This is a genomic window from Actinokineospora diospyrosa, assembly GCF_024171925.1.
GTDB lineage: Bacteria > Actinomycetota > Actinomycetes > Mycobacteriales > Pseudonocardiaceae > Actinokineospora > Actinokineospora diospyrosa.
This window is the reverse complement of the sequence record NZ_JAMTCO010000017.1, coordinates 40,932-60,475: the sequence shown is the minus strand read 5'-3', so window position 1 is coordinate 60,475 and position 19,544 is coordinate 40,932. Positions and strand designations below refer to the sequence as shown.

General features: G+C 69.3%; 16 protein-coding genes. 9 read left to right on the top strand and 7 right to left on the bottom strand.

Going from position 1 to position 19,544, the window contains the following annotated elements; all coding sequences use genetic code 11:
* Positions 1-61: 61 nt before the first annotated feature.
* On the top strand, positions 62-574 hold the full coding sequence (locus tag LV75_RS30045; RefSeq protein ID WP_253890732.1) for a helix-turn-helix domain-containing protein: 513 nt from the start codon (positions 62-64) through the stop codon (positions 572-574).
* A 431-nt stretch (positions 575-1,005) separates the two neighbouring features.
* Here the strand turns inward: LV75_RS30045 and LV75_RS30040 are convergent, their stop codons facing one another.
* Positions 1,006-3,906, bottom strand: coding sequence for an AfsR/SARP family transcriptional regulator (locus LV75_RS30040; protein WP_253890731.1), 2,901 nt, complete (start codon positions 3,904-3,906; stop codon positions 1,006-1,008).
* 519 nt (positions 3,907-4,425) lie between these two features.
* On the opposite strand from LV75_RS30040, the gene LV75_RS30035 reads away from it, so the two are divergent.
* Together LV75_RS30035 and LV75_RS30030 are read left to right on the top strand one after the other, a co-directional pair.
* On the top strand, positions 4,426-6,072 hold the full coding sequence (locus tag LV75_RS30035) for an MFS transporter (protein ID WP_253890831.1): 1,647 nt from the start codon (positions 4,426-4,428) through the stop codon (positions 6,070-6,072).
* Positions 6,073-6,225: 153 nt separating this feature from the next.
* Complete coding sequence (locus LV75_RS30030; protein ID WP_308211066.1) at positions 6,226-7,815, top strand: proprotein convertase P-domain-containing protein; 1,590 nt, start codon at positions 6,226-6,228, stop codon at positions 7,813-7,815.
* Positions 7,816-7,905: 90 nt separating this feature from the next.
* On the opposite strand, the gene LV75_RS30025 is transcribed toward LV75_RS30030, so the two are convergent.
* A complete protein-coding gene (locus LV75_RS30025) occupies positions 7,906-9,099 on the bottom strand; it encodes a helix-turn-helix domain-containing protein (RefSeq protein WP_253890730.1) in 1,194 nt (397 codons plus the stop codon).
* Between the two features lie 150 nt (positions 9,100-9,249).
* Between LV75_RS30025 and LV75_RS30020 the strand changes: the two genes are divergently transcribed.
* Entirely contained in the window at positions 9,250-9,567 is a 318-nt protein-coding gene (locus tag LV75_RS30020; protein WP_253890729.1) for a DUF6191 domain-containing protein, read from the top strand.
* Here LV75_RS30020 and LV75_RS35695 read toward each other — a convergent pair.
* Both LV75_RS35695 and LV75_RS30010 read right to left on the bottom strand, forming a co-directional pair.
* Positions 9,564-10,097 carry a M15 family metallopeptidase gene (locus LV75_RS35695; RefSeq protein WP_253890728.1) on the bottom strand — a complete coding sequence of 178 codons (534 nt, stop codon included), beginning with the start codon at positions 10,095-10,097 and terminating at the stop codon, positions 9,564-9,566. The genes LV75_RS30020 and LV75_RS35695 overlap by 4 nt on opposite strands.
* A gap of 197 nt (positions 10,098-10,294) precedes the next feature.
* Positions 10,295-10,930, bottom strand: coding sequence for a DinB family protein (locus LV75_RS30010; RefSeq protein ID WP_253890727.1), 636 nt, complete (start codon positions 10,928-10,930; stop codon positions 10,295-10,297).
* Between the two features lie 114 nt (positions 10,931-11,044).
* Here LV75_RS30010 and LV75_RS30005 point away from each other — a divergent pair, with 114 nt between their 5' ends.
* Positions 11,045-11,833 (top strand): META domain-containing protein, encoded by a 789-nt coding sequence (locus tag LV75_RS30005; protein WP_253890726.1) that lies wholly within the window; start codon positions 11,045-11,047, stop codon positions 11,831-11,833.
* On the opposite strand, the gene LV75_RS30000 is transcribed toward LV75_RS30005, so the two are convergent.
* On the bottom strand, positions 11,826-12,353 hold the full coding sequence (locus LV75_RS30000; RefSeq protein WP_253890725.1) for a TetR/AcrR family transcriptional regulator: 528 nt from the start codon (positions 12,351-12,353) through the stop codon (positions 11,826-11,828). The two genes, LV75_RS30005 and LV75_RS30000, sit on opposite strands and share 8 nt — an antisense overlap.
* A gap of 73 nt (positions 12,354-12,426) precedes the next feature.
* Here LV75_RS30000 and LV75_RS29995 point away from each other — a divergent pair, with 73 nt between their 5' ends.
* The gene (locus tag LV75_RS29995; RefSeq protein WP_253890724.1) at positions 12,427-12,876 is read left to right on the top strand and encodes a nuclear transport factor 2 family protein; all 450 of its coding nucleotides are present in this window, start codon (positions 12,427-12,429) and stop codon (positions 12,874-12,876) included.
* A gap of 168 nt (positions 12,877-13,044) precedes the next feature.
* Positions 13,045-14,229: an MFS transporter gene (locus tag LV75_RS29990; RefSeq protein WP_253890723.1), complete on the top strand. Its 1,185-nt coding sequence runs from the start codon at positions 13,045-13,047 to the stop codon at positions 14,227-14,229.
* A 2-nt stretch (positions 14,230-14,231) separates the two neighbouring features.
* Here LV75_RS29990 and LV75_RS29985 read toward each other — a convergent pair whose 3' ends face one another.
* The gene (locus LV75_RS29985; RefSeq protein ID WP_253890722.1) at positions 14,232-15,659 is read right to left on the bottom strand and encodes a M20/M25/M40 family metallo-hydrolase; all 1,428 of its coding nucleotides are present in this window, start codon (positions 15,657-15,659) and stop codon (positions 14,232-14,234) included.
* Between the two features lie 332 nt (positions 15,660-15,991).
* Between LV75_RS29985 and LV75_RS29980 the strand changes: the two genes are divergently transcribed.
* Positions 15,992-17,575 carry a methyl-accepting chemotaxis protein gene (locus LV75_RS29980; RefSeq protein WP_253890721.1) on the top strand — a complete coding sequence of 528 codons (1,584 nt, stop codon included), beginning with the start codon at positions 15,992-15,994 and terminating at the stop codon, positions 17,573-17,575.
* 60 nt (positions 17,576-17,635) lie between these two features.
* Here the strand turns inward: LV75_RS29980 and LV75_RS29975 are convergent, their stop codons facing one another.
* The gene (locus tag LV75_RS29975; RefSeq protein ID WP_253890720.1) at positions 17,636-18,610 is read right to left on the bottom strand and encodes an AraC family transcriptional regulator; all 975 of its coding nucleotides are present in this window, start codon (positions 18,608-18,610) and stop codon (positions 17,636-17,638) included.
* A 135-nt stretch (positions 18,611-18,745) separates the two neighbouring features.
* Between LV75_RS29975 and LV75_RS29970 the strand changes: the two genes are divergently transcribed.
* Positions 18,746-19,543, top strand: coding sequence for a Rossmann-fold NAD(P)-binding domain-containing protein (locus tag LV75_RS29970; protein ID WP_308211065.1), 798 nt, complete (start codon positions 18,746-18,748; stop codon positions 19,541-19,543).
* Position 19,544 lies beyond the last annotated feature (1 nt).

Sequence of the window (19,544 nt, the reverse complement as noted above, 5' to 3'; positions counted from 1 at the left end):
CAGTTCTTTGGCGCCGAACATGGTCATCGGCGGGCCGCGAGGTCTAATTCAGGGGGTTGGTGTGAGCGACCGCCGAGAGCGGGTCCTGACCAATCCGGCGCTGCTACGCGCCATCGGGCACGAGTTGCGCACCGCGCGCGAGGCGCTCGGCTGGACCAGGGCGCAACTGGTCGCGAAACTTGATCGTGAAATCCACTCGCAGACCATCGCCACCTACGAGCTCGGGATCCGGCAGTGCACGCTCGGTCGGTTCGTCGCGATCTGCGAGGCGCTGGGCATCCCCGCGCCGGACGTGCTCAGCACCGCGATGCGCCAAGCCGGGGTCGAGCCGCACCTGCTGGCGTGCGTCGTCGACCTGCGGCTGCTGGTACTCGACCACGCGGCCGACTTGGAACCGCTGCGCCGCTGGGCGCGCCACCGGCTCGACAACGCCGCCGAGTCCGATGAGTCCGACGAGGACGGCATCGTCCACTTGGAACCCGGGGCGGTCGCGGAACTGGCGGTCTTCTGCGGTCTGACGCACCTGCAGCTGTTCCACCGCCTGGGCGCGTTCGCCGCCGAACCGCGGCCCTGACGCCGTGAGTCCGAAGTGGACTCGCGGTCGATCCTCAGCGCAACTTCCACCACGCCAATCCGGTCTCGATGTCACCGGTGACCACGACGTAGACGACCGCGGCGACCGGGGCGAGCAGGAGTGCGGCGAGGGGCAGGACCTTCTTCAGCAAGGTTGTTTCTGACTTTCTCGAGGCGCTCGACGGCACTGGCGAGCGCGTTGATCATCCCGGCCGAGTCTCTACCACCCGTTCGTGGGGAGTCAACCCTCTGGCGGTCACCAAACCTGGAGTTGTTCGCAGCGCCGGGTAGCCGAGACGGCCCTGACCTCGAAGATCAACGCGAACGGCCGAAGGTTGCTACGAATGAGATCACACGATCGTGGCTGATATCAGCTGAGGTCGATGCCCGTGGTGGTATCTGGCGCAGTCGCCTCACCAACGGAGTAGCTCGTCAGTGGGACAGGTCGGCGATCTTGGTGTAGATCCGGTGCCGTCCGGCGGTGCTGCCCAGGCGGTGGTAGAGCTCGTCGGCCTCCAGCCAGGTGCGGCGGGCTTGGGCGTGCCTGCCCTGCTCGGCGAGGACGTCGCCCAGGACCTCGGCGGCTCGGGCGTGGACGGGGACGTCGTGGACGCGTTCGGCGAGGGAGACCGCGCGGGTGGCCAGCAGTTCGGCGGCCGCTGACGCGCCGGTGGTGAGTCGGACCTCGGCGAGCACCGTGCAGGTGGTGACGATGGCGCTGGTGTTGCGCGAGGACTCGGCCGTGCTGACCGCCGCCACCCCGAAGGCGGCGGCCTCGGTGTGCTCGCCGTGCGCCAGCGACACCGAGCTGATCCCGGCCAGGACCAGCGCCAACGCGTAGTCGTCGCCCGCCGCGATCGCGTGCTGCTGGGCCTCCCGCAGGTGCAGCAGTGCCTTGGTGGGCTCACCCGCGACCCGCAGCGCGTCACCCAGTTCGTAGTGCGTCCAGCGCCTGGCCTCGATGTCGTCGGCCGCTTGTGCCAGCTCCAGGCTCTCGCCCAGTAGCCGCACCCCGGTGGTGGCGTCGCCCACCAGCATCGCGATGCGGCCGAGGTGGAACCGGATCGCGCACTGCCCCCGCTGGTTGCCCGACGCGTCGGCGAACACCATGGCCTGGTGCAGGCACCGTTGCGCGTCCGCCAGCCTGCCCGAGGTCAGGTGGCTGCGCCCGAGGTCGGCCAGCGACGACGCCTCCGCTTCCTCCTCGCCGTCCGCGTTCGCCGAGGTCACGGCGGTCTCCATCGCCTGCCGGTAGTCCTCGTGGTAGCCGAGCTGCTCGAGGTAGGTGCTCACCGCGTGCGGCAGTCGCCAGGCCAGGTCGTGGTTGCCGGTGTTCGCGGCGGTCGTGATCGTGGCCATCAGGGTGCTGTGCTCGGTGGCGAACCAGGTTCGCGCTGCGTCCTCGTCGGCGTAGGTCAGGGGGCTCACCTGCGCGGGCAGATCGAATGGGGGACCGGCGTCGCTGTCGGGGTAGAGGGTGTGGTGGGCGGCGGTGGCGGAGGCCAGGTAGAAGGCGAGCACGCGGCGTGTGGCGGTGTGGCGGAGTTCGGTGGGTTCGTCGGTGTGGGCGAGGTTGTTGGCGCACTCGCCGATGAGGTCGTGGAAGCGGAAGCGGTCCAGGGAGTCGGTGCGCTCCAGCAGGTGGGCGCCGACCAGGGTGGCCAGGCACTCGCGGGTCTCGGCCTCGTCGCGGCCCCAGCACGACTGCGCGGCCGACACCGAGAACTCGCTGCCGGGGTGCAGGCCGAGCAGGCGGAACAGGCGTCGGGCCGCTTGCGGGAGGGCCCGGTAGGACCAGGTGAACAGGGTCTGCGGCGAGTTGTCCCCGTCGGCGTCGATGCCCAGTTCGAGCAGCAGGCGCCGGGGCGGGAGGTCGGCGTGCTCGCGGCGCAGCCGGTACTCGGCGATGTTCTGGCCGACCACGGCGATGACCAGCGGCAGCCCGCCGCACAGGCGGACCACCTCGGCGCGCAGCCCGGCGTCGGCGCGCCCACCGAGCCGGGTGCCCAGCAGCGTGGTCGATTCCGCCTCCGTCATCGGCTGCACCTGGATGCGCTGCGCGTTGTACTTGGTGGCCAGGGCGGTCAGCGAGTTGCGGCTGGTCACCACCACCAGGCACTCGGCGAGCAGCGGCAGCAGCTCCCGGACGTGGTCGGAGTTGCGGGCGTTGTCCAGCAGCACCAGCGTGTGCCGGTTGGCCAGCGTCCGGCGCAGGACCGCGGCGCGGGCGCGGGGCGCGGCCGAGGTGTCCGGTTCCTCGCCGAGGCCGAGCAGCAGCTCGTCGATCACCGAGGCCTGCGTCGCCGCCGGGGTGCCGGAGTGGCCGTGCAGGTCGACGAACAGGTCGCCGTCGGGGAAGCGGTCGCGCACCCGGTGTCCCCAGTGGACGGCCAGGCTGGTCTTGCCGACGCCCGGCATGCCCTCCAGCACGATGATCCCGCGCACCGGCACGCCGTCGGCGTCGAGGGCGTGAGCGTTCAATTCGGACAGTTGGTCGGCGCGGCCGACGAAGTTGTGCACGTCGAACCGCAGCTGCCGGGGCGGTTGGTACTCCCGCGGGGCGGTCCACGGCGCGCTGTGCGCCCGGGTGATCAGCGACTCGTGGTGGCGGCGCAGGTGGTCGGCGGCTTGCGGATCGCCCTCGGTGCGCAGTGACCGGTGCACGTCGAGGTAGTACTCGCTGGCCTCCTCGGCCCGCTCGAGCGCGTGCAGGACCGCCAGCCTGGCCTTGTGCAGCGCGAGGCTGTCCTGGTGCTCGGACTGCAGGTCGTCGAGCAGCACCAGGGCCTCGTCGGCGCGGCCGAGGTCGATCAGCGCGTTGAGGTGCGTGGTGTGCGCCGGGATGAGCTCGTCGCGCTCGAAGCGGGTGCGCCAGGCCAGCGCCCCGGCCGAGCGCAGGTCGTCGAGCGGGCGGCCCCGGCTCAGCCGCAGGGCCTGGTCGGCGTGGTGGGCGGCCTCGGCGGAGCGGCCGTCGCGGAAGTGCCGCTGCGCGGTGGCGACCAGGTCGCGGAACTGGAAGTAGTCGATGGCGGCGCGGTCGGTGTCGAGCCGGTAGGCGCCGCGGTGCCCGCGCAGGGTCGCGGTGACCGGCAACCGCTTGAGCAGCTTGCGGATCCGGGTCGCGTAGGTGTCCAGCGTCGCGGTGGTGCGGGTCGGCCGCGGCTGCTCCTGCGACCACACCCAGCGCACCAGCGCGTCACCGGGCAGCGTGCGGCCCGGGGCGACCAGCAGGGCCGCCAGCATCGCCTTGGGCTTGGGCGACTCCCAGCCCGCGTCGAGCACCCCGTCGAGCCGCAGTGCCGTCGCGCCCAGTATCCCGAACGCTGCCTCCACCAGCCTCACCCCCGACCTGGATTCCCCGGATCCGGCAGCCGCCCCCCGGCGGCGGAATGTGCGTTGGCGCAGGATTGGAGTGTAGTGAGCTCCGATCGCGGGCCACAGCGCCATTTCGGCCATTGTCAGCCGCATGGCGCAACGAGCGCGGGAAATGGGGTGCGTGCTTCCCGCGTTCGGCCTACCTCGTTGGTTCTGCCCTGTCCGACTTTTGGCAGTTCGGCCCGTGGGAAAATGTGAAACCGGGACCGCGCCGAACAACAGTCGGTTTGTCGCGGCGGCGCACGGTTTGCTTTTCGGGGGGACTCGTCGACGACTATTCGAGCGTCGTTCATTTCGTGCGGCCAGGGTAGCGCGGCCGGGGTGGGCGCGCGGGTGTGACAGCGGTCATTGCCCTGCGGCTAAGCTTTTGCTTAGCATGGCTAAGTGACTCGGACCGGCCAGGCGGCGGGCGCGGACCAGGGGTTCGCGCCGGGGCCGCGGTACAAGTGGATCGCGCTGTCGAACACCACGCTGGGCATGCTGCTCGCCACGATCAACTCCTCGATCGTGCTCATCGCGCTGCCCGACATCTTCGCGGGCATCGGGATCGACCCGCTGGAACCGGCCAACACCGGCTACCTGCTGTGGATGATCATGGGGTTCCTGGTGGTCACCGCCGTGCTGGTGGTCGGCTTCGGGCGGCTGGGGGACATGTACGGGCGGGCGCGGATGTACACCCTGGGCTTCGCCGTGTTCACCGTGTCCTCGGTCCTGCTGGCCGCCACCTGGTTCACCGGCGACGCCGCCGCGCTGTGGCTGATCGGCTGGCGGGTGGTGCAGGGTGTCGGCGGCGCGTTCCTGATGGCGAACTCCTCGGCGATCTTGACCGACGCGTTCCCGGCGAACCAGCGCGGCCTGGCCCTCGGGGTCAACGGCGTGGCCGCGATCGCCGGGTCGTTCCTCGGCCTCGTGGTCGGCGGCGTGCTGGCGCCGGTGAACTGGAACCTGGTGTTCCTGGTGTCCGTTCCGGTCGGGGTGGTCGGCACCGTCTGGGCCTATCTGAAGCTGCACGACACGGGGGTGCGCAAGCACGCCAGGATGGATTGGTGGGGGAACCTCACTTTCGCCGTCGGGCTTATCGCGTTGCTGGTCGGGATTACCTACGGCATCCAGCCTTACGGCGACTCGCAGACGGGCTGGGGGAGTCCGTTCGTGCTCGCTTGCCTGATCGGCGGTGTGCTGGTGTTGGCCGTGTTCGTTCAGGTGGAACGCCGGGTCGCCAATCCGCTGTTCGACCTGTCGCTGTTCCGGTCGCGGTCGTTCACCTGGGGCAACGTGGCCAACTTCGCGGCCTCGCTCGGTCGGGGCGGGCTGCAGTTCATCCTGATTGTGTGGCTACAGGGGATTTGGCTACCGCAGCACGGTTACAGCTACGAGCAGACCCCGCTGTGGGCGGGCATCTACATGCTGCCGATGACCGTCGGCTTTCTCGTGTCCGCTCCCGCGTCCGGCATCTTGTCCGATCGCGTGGGCAGTCGGGTGCTCGCGTCGGTCGGGCTGCTGATCACCGCGTTGTCGTTCGTGCTGCTGATAGCGCTACCGGTGAACTTCCCGTACCCGGCGTTCGCCGCGGTTCTTGTGCTCAACGGCATCGGTATGGGGATGTTCTCCTCGCCGAACCGAGCCGAGGTGATGAACAGCCTGCCACCGCACGCCCGCGGCTCCGGCTCCGGGATGATGACGACGTTCCAGAACACCGCGATGGTCCTGTCGATCGGCTTCTTCTTCAGCCTGATCATCGCCGGGTTCGCGAGCAGCCTGCCCGACGCCATGCGCACCGGCCTCCAAGCCCACGGCGTGTCGGCCGACTCCGCCGCCCAAGTGGCCTCCTTGCCCGCCGTCGCGGTGCTGTTCGCCGCGTTCCTCGGCTACAACCCGATCCGGCAACTCCTGGGCGACCAGCTGTCCACGCTGCCACCGGACCAGGCGACGTACCTGACCGGTCGGGGCTTCTTCCCCAGCCTGATCTCCGAACCGTTCTCCCACGGACTGGCGATCGCGTTCGGCTGCGCCATCGCGCTGTGCTTAGTCGGCGCAGTGGCGTCGTGGCTGTGCGGACCGGTAGCCCGTACCGAGCCCATCGGCACGGAGTTGGCTTCGGCGGCAGGGGAAAAGGTCGGCTAGTCCACTGTCGAGTTCGAACGGTGAAGGGGTCGGAGATCGTTACCGATCGCGAGTTGACAGGGGGTTGGTCAAGGCCGGACTCCTATCGGGTGGTCACGGGCGGCGCGTATACCGGGGGAGATATGTCCCGTTGACATCTGTTAGGAGGAGAACGTGGCCCGAACCCCGATCGTTGTGCTCGCCCTTGCCGTTGCGGCGGGCGGTGCGATGTTCGGCCCTGCGTGGGCTTCGTCCGAACCCGCAGCTACCGCCGCGGCACTGTCCCAGGTCGCGCCCGAGGGTGTGGTTCCCGAAGGTGCGATGAAAGTCGGTGAGGAAACGGTTCTCGGCAGAACGGTCGCCTACACGGGGACCGAGCGGCAGGAGATCCGACAGCCGGGGGCGACCTACATCAAGGTCCACTTCGACTCGCTGCGGTTGGCGCCCGGGGATTTCGTGACTGTCGCGGACCCGGCCGGTCGTGAGGTGTACACCTACCACGGTGATCCCACCGCCGGTGGGGCGCGCACGGGGGACAGCGACTTCACTCGGCACGGCCGCAAGGGCTTCGCTGCGATGTCCATTGACGGCGAGGCTGCCGTTGTCACGTTGCACAAGCGTTCCGCGGTTGCCACTCGTGGACTTGGCTTCTCGATCGACCGGTACTGGCGTGGTTACAGCCCGGACGAGGTAAGGGCTAATAATCCCAGCTTCTTCAGTGTCTGCGGCACGGACGCTAGGCGCGACACCGTCTGCTACAAGACCAGTCATCCCACCGAGTACGCGAAGTCGAACGCGGTCGCACGCCTGCTGATCAGCGGTGGCGGCCTGTGCACCGCGTGGCGAGTTGGCGCTACCAACCGCGTGCTGACCAACAACCACTGCATCGCAACTCAGGCCGCAGTGTCGTCGTCGGAGGTCCAGTTCGCCTACGACTGCGCTACCTGTGGCGGCAACAACCCCGGCGCGGGCACCAAGGTGAGCGGCGCGACCTTCTACAAGACCAGCCCCGGCGGGTCTAGCAGGCTCGACTACACGCTGTTCTCGGTGAACAACTTCGCCTCTATCCAGCAGTTCGGCACGCTGTACCTCGACGTGCGGAACCCGGTGGCAGGGGAGCGGATCTACATCCCCGGTCACGGCGACGGTAAGCCTAAGAGGCTGTCCATCTACGAGGAGGCCCAAGGCGGTCCGCTGTGCACGGTTCGCAGCGCTGCTTCGGACTCGTACAACATGAGCTACAGCTGCGACACCTCTGGCGGCAACTCCGGATCCCCTGTGCTGGCCGCCAACCACAAGGTCATCGCGCTGCACCACCTCGGCGGATGCCCCGGTAACCAGGGTGCCCGGATCAACCTGATCTACAACGAGATCAAGGACCTGATCGACAACAACGACGGCGGCACCACCCCGCCGACCGGTCCCCGGTTCGAGAGCACCGCCGACGTCACCATCGCTGACAGCGGCACCGTCGACGCGCCGGTCACCGTCACCGGTGTCACGGGCAACGCCCCGGCGGCACTGAACGTCGAGGTGAACATCATCCACACCTACCGTGGCGACCTGGTCTTGTCGCTCGTCGCCCCGGACGGGTCGGTCTACCTGTTGGAGGACTTCACCAACAACGACAGTGTCGACAACGTGAACAAGACCTACACGGTCAACGCCTCCGGTGAAGCCGCGAACGGCACGTGGAAGCTGCGCGTGCAGGACATCGCCAACCAGGACACCGGAAAGGTCGACTCGTGGGCGCTGCAGTTCTGAGGACCATCCGCCGCCCCTGAGGACCTGGCCGGTGCCGACGTTCCGGCACCGGCCAGGTCTGTCTGAAAGCCAACGTGTTGGGGCGAGCCACTAGTTCGGCAGGTGAGTCCGCACCAGGTCGGTCAGTTCACGCACAGCGCCCACCGTTGGCCAGTGTTCGGTGAGCTGGGTGTGCACGACCCGCATCTCGGCTCTTACGCGCGCAGACCCGTGCGGGCCAGAAAATGGGCTCAACAGGGTGGTCAACACTGACGCCGCCTCATCGGGCTGGCCAGCGTGGGTGTGGGAACTCGCGAGGCGAGTCGCCACTACCGCGCGGTCGTGCTCGTTCATGGTGGGTACGGCTGCCAACGAACGGGTGGTGTGATCGACCGCTGTAGTCGCCAGGGTCGCGTGGTTGTCTCGGGCTGCTAAGTCGCGATAGCAGGTACCCATGGCGAGGGCGAGCACGGATTGAGCTGCCCAGGGTTCCGTGCGGGGGTCGGCAGCGGCTAGAAGCGACGCGGCGTCATCTAGGCGTTGTTCGCAGGAGTGGCGATCACCGGCAAGAGCGTGACCGCGTGCCTCGGCCAGGCAGGCCCATGCGCGGACGCCGGGTCTGGTTCCTTCGACGAGGCGGGCACGCTCGGCCAGTGCGATAGCTCCGGCAGCGTTACCGACGGACCAGTGGACCGAGCTTTGGCGAGCCAGCAGCCTGCTCATCAGGTCGCGGTCGTCGGCGAGCGTCGCCCAGTGCAGGCCGCACGTGTACCAGAACTGGGCGGTCGAGTAGTCCGCGCCATCGAAGCGTGCCCAGCCCGCGAGTTGCGCGAATCGAGCCGCGAGCCGCCCGAGTTCCGGCTCAGGTGATCCTGCCTGCCACTGCACGACCGCCCGTGCGTGGTGTTCTAGTGGCACCACCAAGTCTCGGCTCCCCAGCTGGGAGCCCACCTCGTGATAGGCGGCCAGCAGGGCTTCCATCGCCTCGGGTGCGGTAGGGCTCGACGGAGTCGAGGGTGGGATTGCCTCGACTTGCCGGGCTCCGGGCCCCTCTTGCCGTTCCCGCTCGACCAGTGGCCACAGCGCGGCAAGCTCGCCGCCGGTGTCCAGTACCCGATCGGCCCGGTCGGGTAGATCCGGTGGTGGCCACCGGTCACCGCTCTCGACCTTGCTCAAGTGGGAGTCCCCGTAGCCGAGTCGAGCACCGAGCTCGGCCTGGGACAACCCTCGCGCGCGCCGCCAGTGGCGTAGTCGCCACCCGAAGTAGGCACGCAACGAACCGGCGGGCTGCAGTCGCCGCGACATGCCCGTCCTCCTCGCTTTGTCCGCCCGCCCGAGGGTTCGCCCAGCATGGTCGCTTTGACCGTCAGTGGACAAGAGCAGCACAGGACGAGTGCGTGCCAATTACCGGATTTGTCCGGGAACTGTGATGGCCCTACCGGTCGTTGGAGCGTCATGGGCTTGCTGTGGGCGATGAGCCTGCCTGGGTTGGTCGTGCTGCTCGTGGTGCTTGCCGCTCTGGAGCGCTTCGGGCTCTGGATGCACGAGCGCAGCTGGCTGCCGTGGCGCCGCGACCGGACCGGCACGCCAGTCTCCGCCGCGGGCTTTGACGAGCTCGGCGCCGCCTTCTCCGGCTCCAAGCGCGAGGAGCTCGAGTACCGCAAGACCGAGTTGATGCTGCGGGACGACTCGGACGACGGCGCGCCACCCCACACGACCGTTGACCTCGACGGCTACGGCGTGCGGGTGGTGCTGCCGAAGAAGCAGGTCTAGGGCTTCTCGAAGTGCTGGTAGTCGATCGGCGTCGTCCAGTAGCCGCCCCAGTCCCAACCGCGGCGTTCGAACGTGCGGACGGTGGCGTCACCTGCGTGGATGAGGCCCGGGTCGGTGCGTGTCCGGTCGACGTAAGGCGCGCCGTTGGGCGGGTAGACCGTGCCCGAGCCGGAGATGTACGGGTTCACCACCGGGTTGATGTCGATCGCGCGGCCGTAAGAGTGATTCGACCACTCCGTGCCGCCGGTGATGGGGCGGCAGTTGAAGGCTGACGTGTTGTTGGCCGCCATCGACTTGTCATCGTCGGCGTCGTACTTCTCCACGGTCAGCATCCGCTCGATGGGATACCTCGCCCGGTAGAGCTCACCGAACGCGGTGACGACCTCTAGCGCGACGGCTCGGGCGACCACGAGTTCACCCCGGTGCGCCCGACCGTCGAATCCGACGACGCTGAGTGTGACCAGTGCTAGAGCATCGGGGCCGACTGGGCAGCCTGGTCGCCAGCTCTTACCCAACCGTTCGGCGGTCACCGGTCTTATGACCGCTACATACGGTGGTAGACCCTCGACCTGGCCGCCCCCAGGGGGAGCCGCGGAAGCCTGTTGTGCCCCACCGGCCACGGTTGTGGCCAAGAGGAGAGCTGTCAGGAGAACGCGCATGGCTGCCACCTCCGCCAGCGAGTCTATCCACCGCCGCAAGTGTCCTTTATGGAATGTCCATAGTGGAACTAGCGCGGCGTGCCATCCCACTGCCACTTGGTCAGACGCGGCCTGCCGGGTAGTTCGATGCGGCCCGTGCACCACTGCAGCGCCTGCCATCCGTGCACGTCATCGGGTGCGTAGGCGAACAGCCGCGCCAGGATCCGGTCGCACAGCTCGTCCGGCGGGTTCCAGTCGATCCCCAGTCCTTCGGCGAGGTCGAGCCCGTGCACCAGCGTCTCCACCACGCCCATGGCCGCGAATCCCTCGGGGTCCGACTTGCCGTAAGAGTGGTGCGCGAGACCGGTAGGGCGGACAGTGGTGACAATCGAAGACAGGATCGTCCCGCAAGCCTCTAGGACCTGCATCAGGCCATCGGTCCCGGCGGCGCGGTCCGCGAAGATGATGCCGGTAGGGCCGCCTTCGCGCCGGGTCGCCCAGTCGAACGGTTGGGTGTCGGTCGGTGGGACGCGGGTGGCCAGTTGCCCGCCGTAGTAGAACAGGCAGTCGGCGATATGTTCAGCAGTCTCCCAGCAGGTCCAGTCGAGGGATCCCGCTTGTCGCTCCCACTGCTCGGTAGGCACTTTGCCGAAGACGGAGATGACGAGGTCGACAGCGTCGCCGACATCGGCGGGCGTGACGGGGCCGGGATGCGTAGTAGGCATCGCCGCAGCCTAACGACCGTGCCGACGGCGAGTCGTCCGATTTTGCCGGCAACTGGGATGATGAATCCGCGCGATCCGGACAACCCGCCGGGCCGGGAGTTCCGTCCCCCTGGCATGCGCACACGACTGCTGACCTCGACGCTGGTCGCCCTGCTCGCCCTCGCTGGGTGCGCCCAGGGCGGGACGACGCCCGCGAACCAGGGCGAGTCCCCGCAGAGCGGGCCCACCCCCTCGGGCAAGACCTTCACGGCGAACTCCGCCTCGGACAAGGGCACGCCGCACGCCCTGGTACCCGGGTCGTCGGTCAGCCTGAACTTCCACGAGGACGGCAGGCTGACCGCGAACGCGGGCTGCAACACAATCGGCGGCACGGTGTCCTTCTCCGGCGGCACCCTGCAGCCCGGCGAGCTGAGCATCACCGAGATGGCCTGCGACGCCCCGCTGCACGACCAGGACCAGTGGCTGGCCAAGCTGCTGGAGGCCAAGCCGACCTGGCGCCTCGACGGCGACAAGCTGACCTTGGCGTCGGCGGAGACGGAGTTGGTGTTGACCGAGCCCAAGAAGGCCGCCCTGGCCGGACCCACCTGGACCGTGGAGTCCCTGCTGGTCGGGGAAACCGCCGCGTCCAACCCCGCGGCGGGCCAGGCGTCGCTGACCTTCGCGGCCGACCGGGTCAACATCCAGACCGGCTGCAACAGCGGTAGTGCTACCTACACCGCGGCAGGGTCAACGCTGAAGTTCGAGCCGCCTCTGTTGACCAAGATGGCTTGCGCCGACGGTAGCTCCGAGGTGGAGAACGCCATCGTCGCCGCACTTGGGCAGGCCACCGAGTACAGCATCGAGGGCCAGACCTTGACTCTTACCAACGGTGACAAGGGTCTTCGCCTGCGCGCGTCTAGCTAAGCAACTCCTCGGCGGCCTGGCGTGCGTGCTGGGCCGCCGAGGGCTCTCCTCCTACAGCGGCCATCGAGATCGCCCCCTCGACGAGTAGCGCGAGATGCGAGCCGGCGATCCCGGCTCTATCAGCGAGTTCCCCCAGGTAAGACCGCAGAGCCCTCTTGTGCTCCAGCGCAACGTCGACCACTGCCGGACAGGTCGCCCCCAGCTCGCCAACAGAGTTGACGAACGCGCACCCGCGGAAGCCCGGCTCCCGGAACCACCGGTCGAGCCAGTCGAACACCGCGAGGACGTCCTGCCCGTGTTCGGCGACGTACGCGCGCAGCGACCCCATCCACCACCCGTGCCGCCGCCGCAGGTACGCGACGACGAGGTCCTCCTTCGACGGGAAGCACTGGTACACCCGCTTGAGCGACACCCCGGCGGCGGACCGCAGGTCGTCCATGCCCACGTTGTGCACACCCCGCTCGTAGAACAGCCGCTCAGCGGTGTCCAGCAGCCGAGCGGCGGCCTCGTCCACGTCCACGGTGCCCCCTTGCGGCGGAGAACGGTCGTTCTCTACGGTACCCGGAGAACGCACGTTCTCCGAAGGGGTCGCCATGCCGCTCGTGCCGCCGTTCACCCTCGACACCGCCACCCGCAAGGTCCAGGCCGCCGAGGACCTGTGGAACACCCGCGACCCCGAGCGGGTCGCCCTCGCCTACACACCGGACTCGGTGTGGCGCAACCGCGACCGGCTCCTCACCGGCCACGCCGAGATCATCGCCTTCTTGCAGGAGAAGTGGGACACCGAACGCGACTACGCGCTGCGCAAGGAGCTCTGGGGCTTCCGCGGCAACCGCATCGGCGTCCGCTTCCAGTACGAGTGCCAGGACAGCACCGGCCAGTGGTGGCGCTCTTACGGCAACGAACTGTGGGAGTTCGCCCCCGACGGCCGCAACGCCCGCCGCGAGGCCAGCATCAACGACCTGCCGATCGATGCCCGCGACCGCCGGATCCGCGGCCCCCGCCCCACCGCCGAGCACGGCCTGCTCATCCCCATCCACTGACGCCCATCCACTCCCATCCCCTGACGCCGATCCGCTGAAGCCCGAGCCCCTGGTGCCGGATCTCACAGGCCAGGTCCACGTGGATCGCCATCGTCGTGGCCGATTGCGGCGTTGAGCCGACTGGTGGCCGGGTCGCGCCGCTATGGTCACGAGGGCTGAGGGAGTTCAATGACAGCGCTGGCGCCACCGCGGGTGGGCAAGCCGGTGGCGGCGGTCTGGTTGCCGTTGCTGGCCGCGCCGATCGCGATGGCCAACAACGCGCCCGGGCTGCTGTTCGCCCAGTTGGCCACCGACCTCGGCACCTCGGTCGTCTCCGTCGCGTGGGTCATCACCGCGTTCGGGCTCGGGCTCGCGGTCGGCACGCCGCTGGCGGGCCACCTCATCCGCGGCCGCGGTGCCCGCGCGGCACTGGTGGTCAGCGCGCTGTTCTTCCTGCTCGGCATCCTGCTCGTGCTCGTCGCGCCGACGGTGCAGTGGCTCATCGCGGGGCGGGCCATCCAGGGGTTCGGCGGTAGCGGGTTGATGGTCGTCGCGATCAACGCGGCCGGGACGGTCGCCCGAGCGGGCCTGGTGACCGCGGGCGCGGGTGTCGGCGGTGCGCTGGGCCCGGTGGTCGGGCTGTTGGTGACCTCGGTGTCGTCCTGGCACCTGGCGTTGGCGGTGGGGGCCGTTGCCTTGATCGCTGTCCCGTTCGTGGCACCACAACTGCCTACCGCAGCGCCTGAGCGCGTCAAGTTCGACACTGTGGGCGCTGCCTTGTTCTTGGGGCTGGTGCTCGCGTTGGTGCTAAGCACCCGGTTCTCGATCGCCGCGGTGATGGTGGTCGTGACCCTGGTGCCGCTTGTGCTCTGGATCCGCGTAAGGCCCGAGGGATTCGTGCCCGTCGCACTGGTTCGCAGTAAGCGCTACCTGATGGCGTGCGCGCTGATTCTGGTGCTGTCCGTCGGCTACTTCTTCTTGCTCTACCGCGTCCCGGCAGAGCTACGCAGCGCCGAGTGGGGCGCTATAGACATCGGTATCGCCCAGCTCGTGGTGTTGCTGGCGGGCTCCGCGCTGTCGATGTTCCTCGCCGCCAACTTCGAGCGGTTCGGTCGCGCGCGCGTGCTCGCCGCGGTGCTGGTGCTCGCCGTGATCGCCCAGGTCCTCGGTGAACTGGTGGGCCTGGACCCGCTGCTGCCGCTGGCCGGTCTGGGGCTGGCCGTGCTGGCCATGGTGTCGGCGCAGGCGGGTCTCATGATCATCGGTACCGAACGGCTCAGCCAGGCCCACCGACCGGTCGCGGTGGGCCTGTACTCGCTGTTCTTCCAGCTCGGCGGCGCTTTCGGGCCGCTGTTCGCCGCCCTGCTCTACTGAGCTCAGCCCGCCTGGATCGGGATCGGGCTCATCACCGACTGCAGCAGCAGCGCCTCGGCGAGGGTCATGTGCTCCAGTTCCGACTGGCTCACGCTCTCGTCGGCGCCGTGCGCGTGCGCGACCGGCTCCTCGCAGCCCCACAGCACGATGTCGGCGTCCGGGTTGGCCACCTGGAACGCGTTGACCAGCGGGATCGACCCGCCCTGACCCGCCTTGGCCACCGTGCTCGCGTGGTAGGCCTCCAGCAGTGCCCGCTCGATCTCCTTGCTGTGCTCACCGGTCGCGGCGATGAACCCCGAGCCGGACGCGGTCCGCTTCACCACCGGCTTCAGCCCCCACGGCGCCGCGGCCATGATGTGCGCCTCCAGCGCGGCGTAGGCCGCGTCCGGGTCCTGGTCCGGCGCCAGCCGCATGCTGATCTTGGCCTTCGCCTTCGCGCACAGCAGGTTCTGCGCGCCGCTGACCAGCGGGAGGCCGCTGAGGCCGACCACGTTGATCGACGGCTTGCCGTAGAGCAGCTTGGCGATCGTGCCGGAGCCGATCAGGCTGGTCGCGGGCAGCACCCCGGCGTCGCGCCGGTAGGTGGCCTCCGACACCGTCGGCCAGGTGTGGTCGTACTGGGTCAGGCCCGCGATCGCCACGTCCCCGGTCTTGCGGTCCTGCAGCGTGGCCAGGATCTGCACCAGCGCCATGAACGCGTCGGGCACCGGGCCGCCGTACATGCCGCTGTCGACCTTGGCCGCCAGCGTCTCCACCACGACGTCCGCGGCGATGATGCCGCGCAGGGTCTCGGTCAGCGTCGGCGCGCCGCGCTCGACGTTGCCGGAGTCGGCGATGATGACCAGGTCGGCCTGGAACCGCGGGTCGTCGGGGTTGGCCGTCAGGTACCTCTCGAGCACGCTGGTGCCGGACTCCTCCTCGCCCTCGAGCACCAGCTTGATGTTGAGCGGCAACTGGCCGCGGTCCCCGCGCAGCGCCTTGATCGCGCCGAGGTGCATCACCACGCCGGACTTGTCGTCGGCGGCGCCGCGCCCGTAGAGGCGCATGTCGTGGTGCTCGTCCATCTTCTCGATGGGCTCGAACGGCTTGGTCGTCCACTGGGTGAGGTCCGCGGGCTGCACGTCGTAGTGCCCGTAGAGCAGCACGGTGGTGACCCCGGGGTGGGCCACCTCGTCGGCCAGCACCAGCGGCGCGGAGGTCTTGTCGCCGTGGGTGATCGTGTCCACCTTGGCCGTGCTCAGCCCCGCCTGCTGGAACAGCTTGGCGATCGTGTGCGCGGTGACCGCCAGCGGCGGGTCGGGGTTGGCCGCGACCGACCGGTGCCGGACCAGGTCGGCCAGCGTTCCCCACAGTTCCGGCACGAGCCGGTGTACCCGTTCGCGCACCTGCTGCTCGGGTAGGACCATCGTCATGGGGGAGTCCGGACGCATCGACGGCTCCTCTCGCCGAGGGGGCACGGGTCGGCCGACCCGTACCGCTCACCACAGCACGCGGCGCCTGTGGGGGAAACCGGTATGCCCTGATCAGGCGACATGCCGGGCGCGGCGCGATTCTCACTCGAACGGGTGGTCCGATTTGGTCAGGTGCCGCTCGGGTGCGCCGATGAGGTCCGTTGACGCTGGAACCAACGCGGGTTGGGCCATGCTCGCAGCGGCCGGAACCCGGTCTGCGCGAGCGGTCCCCGCGGCAGGACTCGACGAAGGGCGCGAAGGCTATGACCCAGTCCACCACCGCAGACCCCGTGACCACGGGCCCAGGGGGCGTGCGAGGGGTGTTCGCCAACCGCTCCCTGACCACGAAGATCCTCTCCGTTGTCGTCCTCTCGACGCTGGTCACCATCGCGGTGGGCCTCGTCGGCGTGTTCGCGCTGAACTCCGCCGCGGACGCCACCAAGCGCATCGACAACAACGTCGCCGCGCTCACCGACCTGAACACGCTGAACTCCGCGGGTTCCGGCGGCACCCTGTACATGCTGCTGGCCACCGCGATCGGCAACCCGACCGAGGCGCAGAAGATCCTCGGCGAGGCCAACGCCAAGATCGACGTGTCCTTCGCGGCGTACGAGAGCTACCAGAAGCGCGGCACCTTCGACCAGAAGCTGATCGACGAGTGGAACGCCGCCAGCGCCGCGTTCGGCGAGGTCCTCGGCAAGAAGGTCATGCCCGCCGCGATGAGCGGTGACGCCGCGACCGGTGTGCAGGCCTTCTACACCGAGGCCCTGCCGCTGCTGGTCAAGTTCAACGAGGTCTCCGCCCGCATGCTCGAGGCCGAGCGCCAGCGCACCCTCACCGAGATCGAGTCGGTCAGCGCCGAGCGCGACAGCAGCATCGCCATCGCCGTCGGCCTGCTCGGCGTCGGCCTGGTCGTCAGCTTCGGCGTCGGCCTGCTGATCACCCGCTCGATCACCAAGCCGATGCGCGGCCTGTCCGCCGCCCTCGAGGCCGTGGCCGACGGTGACCTCACCCAGCGCGTCGAGGTCCGCTCCAAGGACGAGGTCGGCCGGATGGCCGCCGCGCTCAACAAGGCCACCGACGGCACCCGCGCCATCGTCGGCACCATCTCCCGCGGTGTCGGCTCGCTGAAGGCCTCCACCCAGCAGATGGCGGACATGTCCAGCCAGGTCACCGCCTCCGCCGAGGAGACCTCCGCCCAGGCCGGTGTCGTCACCGCCGCCGCGGACCAGGTCGCCCGCAACGTGCAGACGGTCGCGACCGGTGCTGACGAGATGTCGGCCTCGATCAAGGAGATCGCGCAGTCTGCCAACGAGGCCGCGGGCGTGGCCGGTCAGGCCGTGTCGGTTGCCGCTGCCACCAACGGCACCGTGGCGAAGCTGGGCGAGTCGTCGATGGAGATCGGCAACGTCGTCAAGGTGATCACCAGCATCGCCGAGCAGACCAACCTGCTGGCCCTGAACGCCACCATCGAGGCCGCCCGTGCCGGTGACGCGGGCAAGGGCTTCGCGGTTGTCGCGAACGAGGTCAAGGATCTGGCCCAGGAGACCGCGAAGGCCACTGAGGACATCTCGCGTCGTGTGGAGATGATCCAGGCGGACACGGCGAACGCGGTGAACGCGATCGACGAGATCTCCGAGATCATCGGTCGGATCAACGACTTCCAGCTGACCATCGCCTCGGCGGTGGAGGAGCAGACCGCGACGACCACCGAGATGAACCGCAACGTCGGCGAGGCTTCCGCCGGTGTCTCCGAGATCGCCGCCAACATCGGTGGCGTCGCGGAGAGCGCGGGCAACACCACCGGCACCGTCACCAAGACCACCGACGTGCTCGACGACCTGTCGCGCCTCTCGGCTGAGCTGCAGAGCCAGGTCAGCCGGTTCCACCTCTGATCTGGGCGCCCTCCCAGCCTGAACGGCCGGATCCCTCGCGGGATCCGGCCGTTTGGCGTCTCAGCCGGTCAACTGTCCGGGTAGGACGGTGCGCGGCTGGTGCCGGGCCGCGCCGGGGGCGATGCCGAACTCCCGTTTGAAGGCCCGGCAGAACGCTGCTTCCGAGGTGTAGCCGAACCGGCGGGCGATGGCGTGCAGGGGTTCGGTGGACTCGCCGAGGTGCAGGCGGGCCTGTTGCAGGCGCCAGAGCGCCAAGTAGCGCATCACCGGTTCGCCGACCAGTTCGGTGAACCGGGCGGCGAACGCCGAGCGCGACATCCCCACCGCTGCGGCGAGGGAACCCACCGTCCACGGGAGTTCCGGTGCGCGGTGCACCGCCAACAGCGCGCGACCGATGTGCTCGTCGCGCAACGCCGCCAACCAGCCGCGACGGGCCTCGGCCGCGGTGTCGAGCCAGGCGCGGATGGACTGGATGACCAGGACGTCGGCGAGTCTGGTGAGGACGGTCTCGCCACCCGGCCGCGGCGCCTGGGCCTCCCTGGTGATCAGGTTGAGGGTGCTGTGCACCCAGTCGTCGTCGAGGGAGCGCAGGTAGAGCACCGGGGGCAGTTGCGCGATCAGCCGGTGTGCGGCGACGTGGTCGAAGCGCATCACGGCGTAAGTCACCTGGCTGCGCGCGCCACCGCCGCCATAGGTCATGGTCTCGAAGCGTTCGCTGACGCGGGTCACCGCGAGGTCGAACAGCGGCTCGGTCGGCGCGTCCGGGGCGCTGCGCAGCCGGTGCCGCGAGCCGTGCGGCAAGAGCGTGAGGCTGCCCTGGGGGAGTCGGACCGGGTCCCCGTCCTCGACCTGCAGCCACGCCTCCCCGGCGGTCACGACCTGCAAGATCATGTACTCGCTCAGCTCCGGCACGTCCACGCCCCACGGCGCGCTCAACTCGGCGCGGCAGTAGAGCGTGCCGGTCAGCCGCAGCAGGTGCAGGGCCTCCCCGAGCAGGTCGGTGCTGCCGGGGATGTCGCGGGTCGGGCTCGGCATGCGGCTACTCTAACCGATCGTCCAGCATCCGTGGACGATCGGCATAGAAGGCCGGACTTGAGGTCATTGAGCGTCCAGAGATCTGCCAACAGACTGGACGCCATCACCAACTGTGCGCCTACCCGAGGAGTGACCGTGTCCATTCTCGTCATCGGATCCACCGGCAAGACCGGCGTTCGCGTGCTGCGCGGCCTGGAGCGCCTCGGCGTCGAGGCGACCGGCGTGTCGCGCGGCACCACCCCCAGGTTCGACTGGTCCGACCCCGACACCTGGGCAGGCGCGCTCACCGGCGCCGAGTCCGTCTACCTCACCTACGCCCCCGACCTGGCCGCGAGCAGCGCGCCCGCCGCCATCGAGCGGTTCGTCACCCTGGCCACCGGGGCGGGCGTTCGGCGCCTGGTCCTGCTGTCCGGGCGCGGCGAGCACAACGCAGGCGTGTGCGAGAAGATCGTCCTTGAGTCCACATTGGACGTCACGGTGGTCAGGGCGAGCTGGTTCGCGCAGAACTTCAGCGAGGGCGCGCTGCGCGACTCCGTGCTCGACGGCGCGTTCGCGCTGCCCGCCGGGGACATCGCCGAGCCGCTGATCGACGCCGACGACATCGCCGACGTCGTGGTCGCCGCCCTCACCCAGGACGGGCACACCGGCAAGGTCTACGACGTGACCGGGCCCCGGCTGCTCACCTTCGCCGAGGCCGCCGCCGAGATCAGCGCCGCGTCCGGCCGCCAGGTCGCCTACGTGCCGGTGACCCTGGAGGAGTTCCACGCCGCGCTGGTCGAGGCGGCCGGCCCGGCTTATGCCGAGATCGTCACCGCCCTGTGCGCGGAGGTCTTCGACGGCCGCAACGCCTCGGTGACCACCGGGGTGCGCGAGGCGCTCGGCCGCGAACCGCGCGACTTCGCCGACTTCTGCGCGTCCGCGTTCGGGGCCTGAG

What these genes read in the sequence shown, in the direction of transcription:
- LV75_RS30010 (WP_253890727.1), bottom strand. Translation starts at nt 10,930, where the DNA reads ATGCCTACTACGCATCCCGGCCCCGTCACGCCCGCCGATGTCGGCGAC.
- LV75_RS29995 (WP_253890724.1), top strand. Translation starts at nt 12,427, where the DNA reads ATGCCGCTCGTGCCGCCGTTCACCCTCGACACCGCCACCCGCAAGGTC.
- LV75_RS29990 (WP_253890723.1), top strand. Translation starts at nt 13,045, where the DNA reads ATGACAGCGCTGGCGCCACCGCGGGTGGGCAAGCCGGTGGCGGCGGTC.
- LV75_RS29985 (WP_253890722.1), bottom strand. Translation starts at nt 15,659, where the DNA reads ATGCGTCCGGACTCCCCCATGACGATGGTCCTACCCGAGCAGCAGGTG.
- LV75_RS30020 (WP_253890729.1), top strand. Translation starts at nt 9,250, where the DNA reads ATGGGCTTGCTGTGGGCGATGAGCCTGCCTGGGTTGGTCGTGCTGCTC.
- LV75_RS30025 (WP_253890730.1), bottom strand. Translation starts at nt 9,099, where the DNA reads ATGTCGCGGCGACTGCAGCCCGCCGGTTCGTTGCGTGCCTACTTCGGG.
- LV75_RS30035 (WP_253890831.1), top strand. Translation starts at nt 4,426, where the DNA reads ATGCTGCTCGCCACGATCAACTCCTCGATCGTGCTCATCGCGCTGCCC.
- LV75_RS29975 (WP_253890720.1), bottom strand. Translation starts at nt 18,610, where the DNA reads ATGCCGAGCCCGACCCGCGACATCCCCGGCAGCACCGACCTGCTCGGG.
- LV75_RS30005 (WP_253890726.1), top strand. Translation starts at nt 11,045, where the DNA reads ATGCGCACACGACTGCTGACCTCGACGCTGGTCGCCCTGCTCGCCCTC.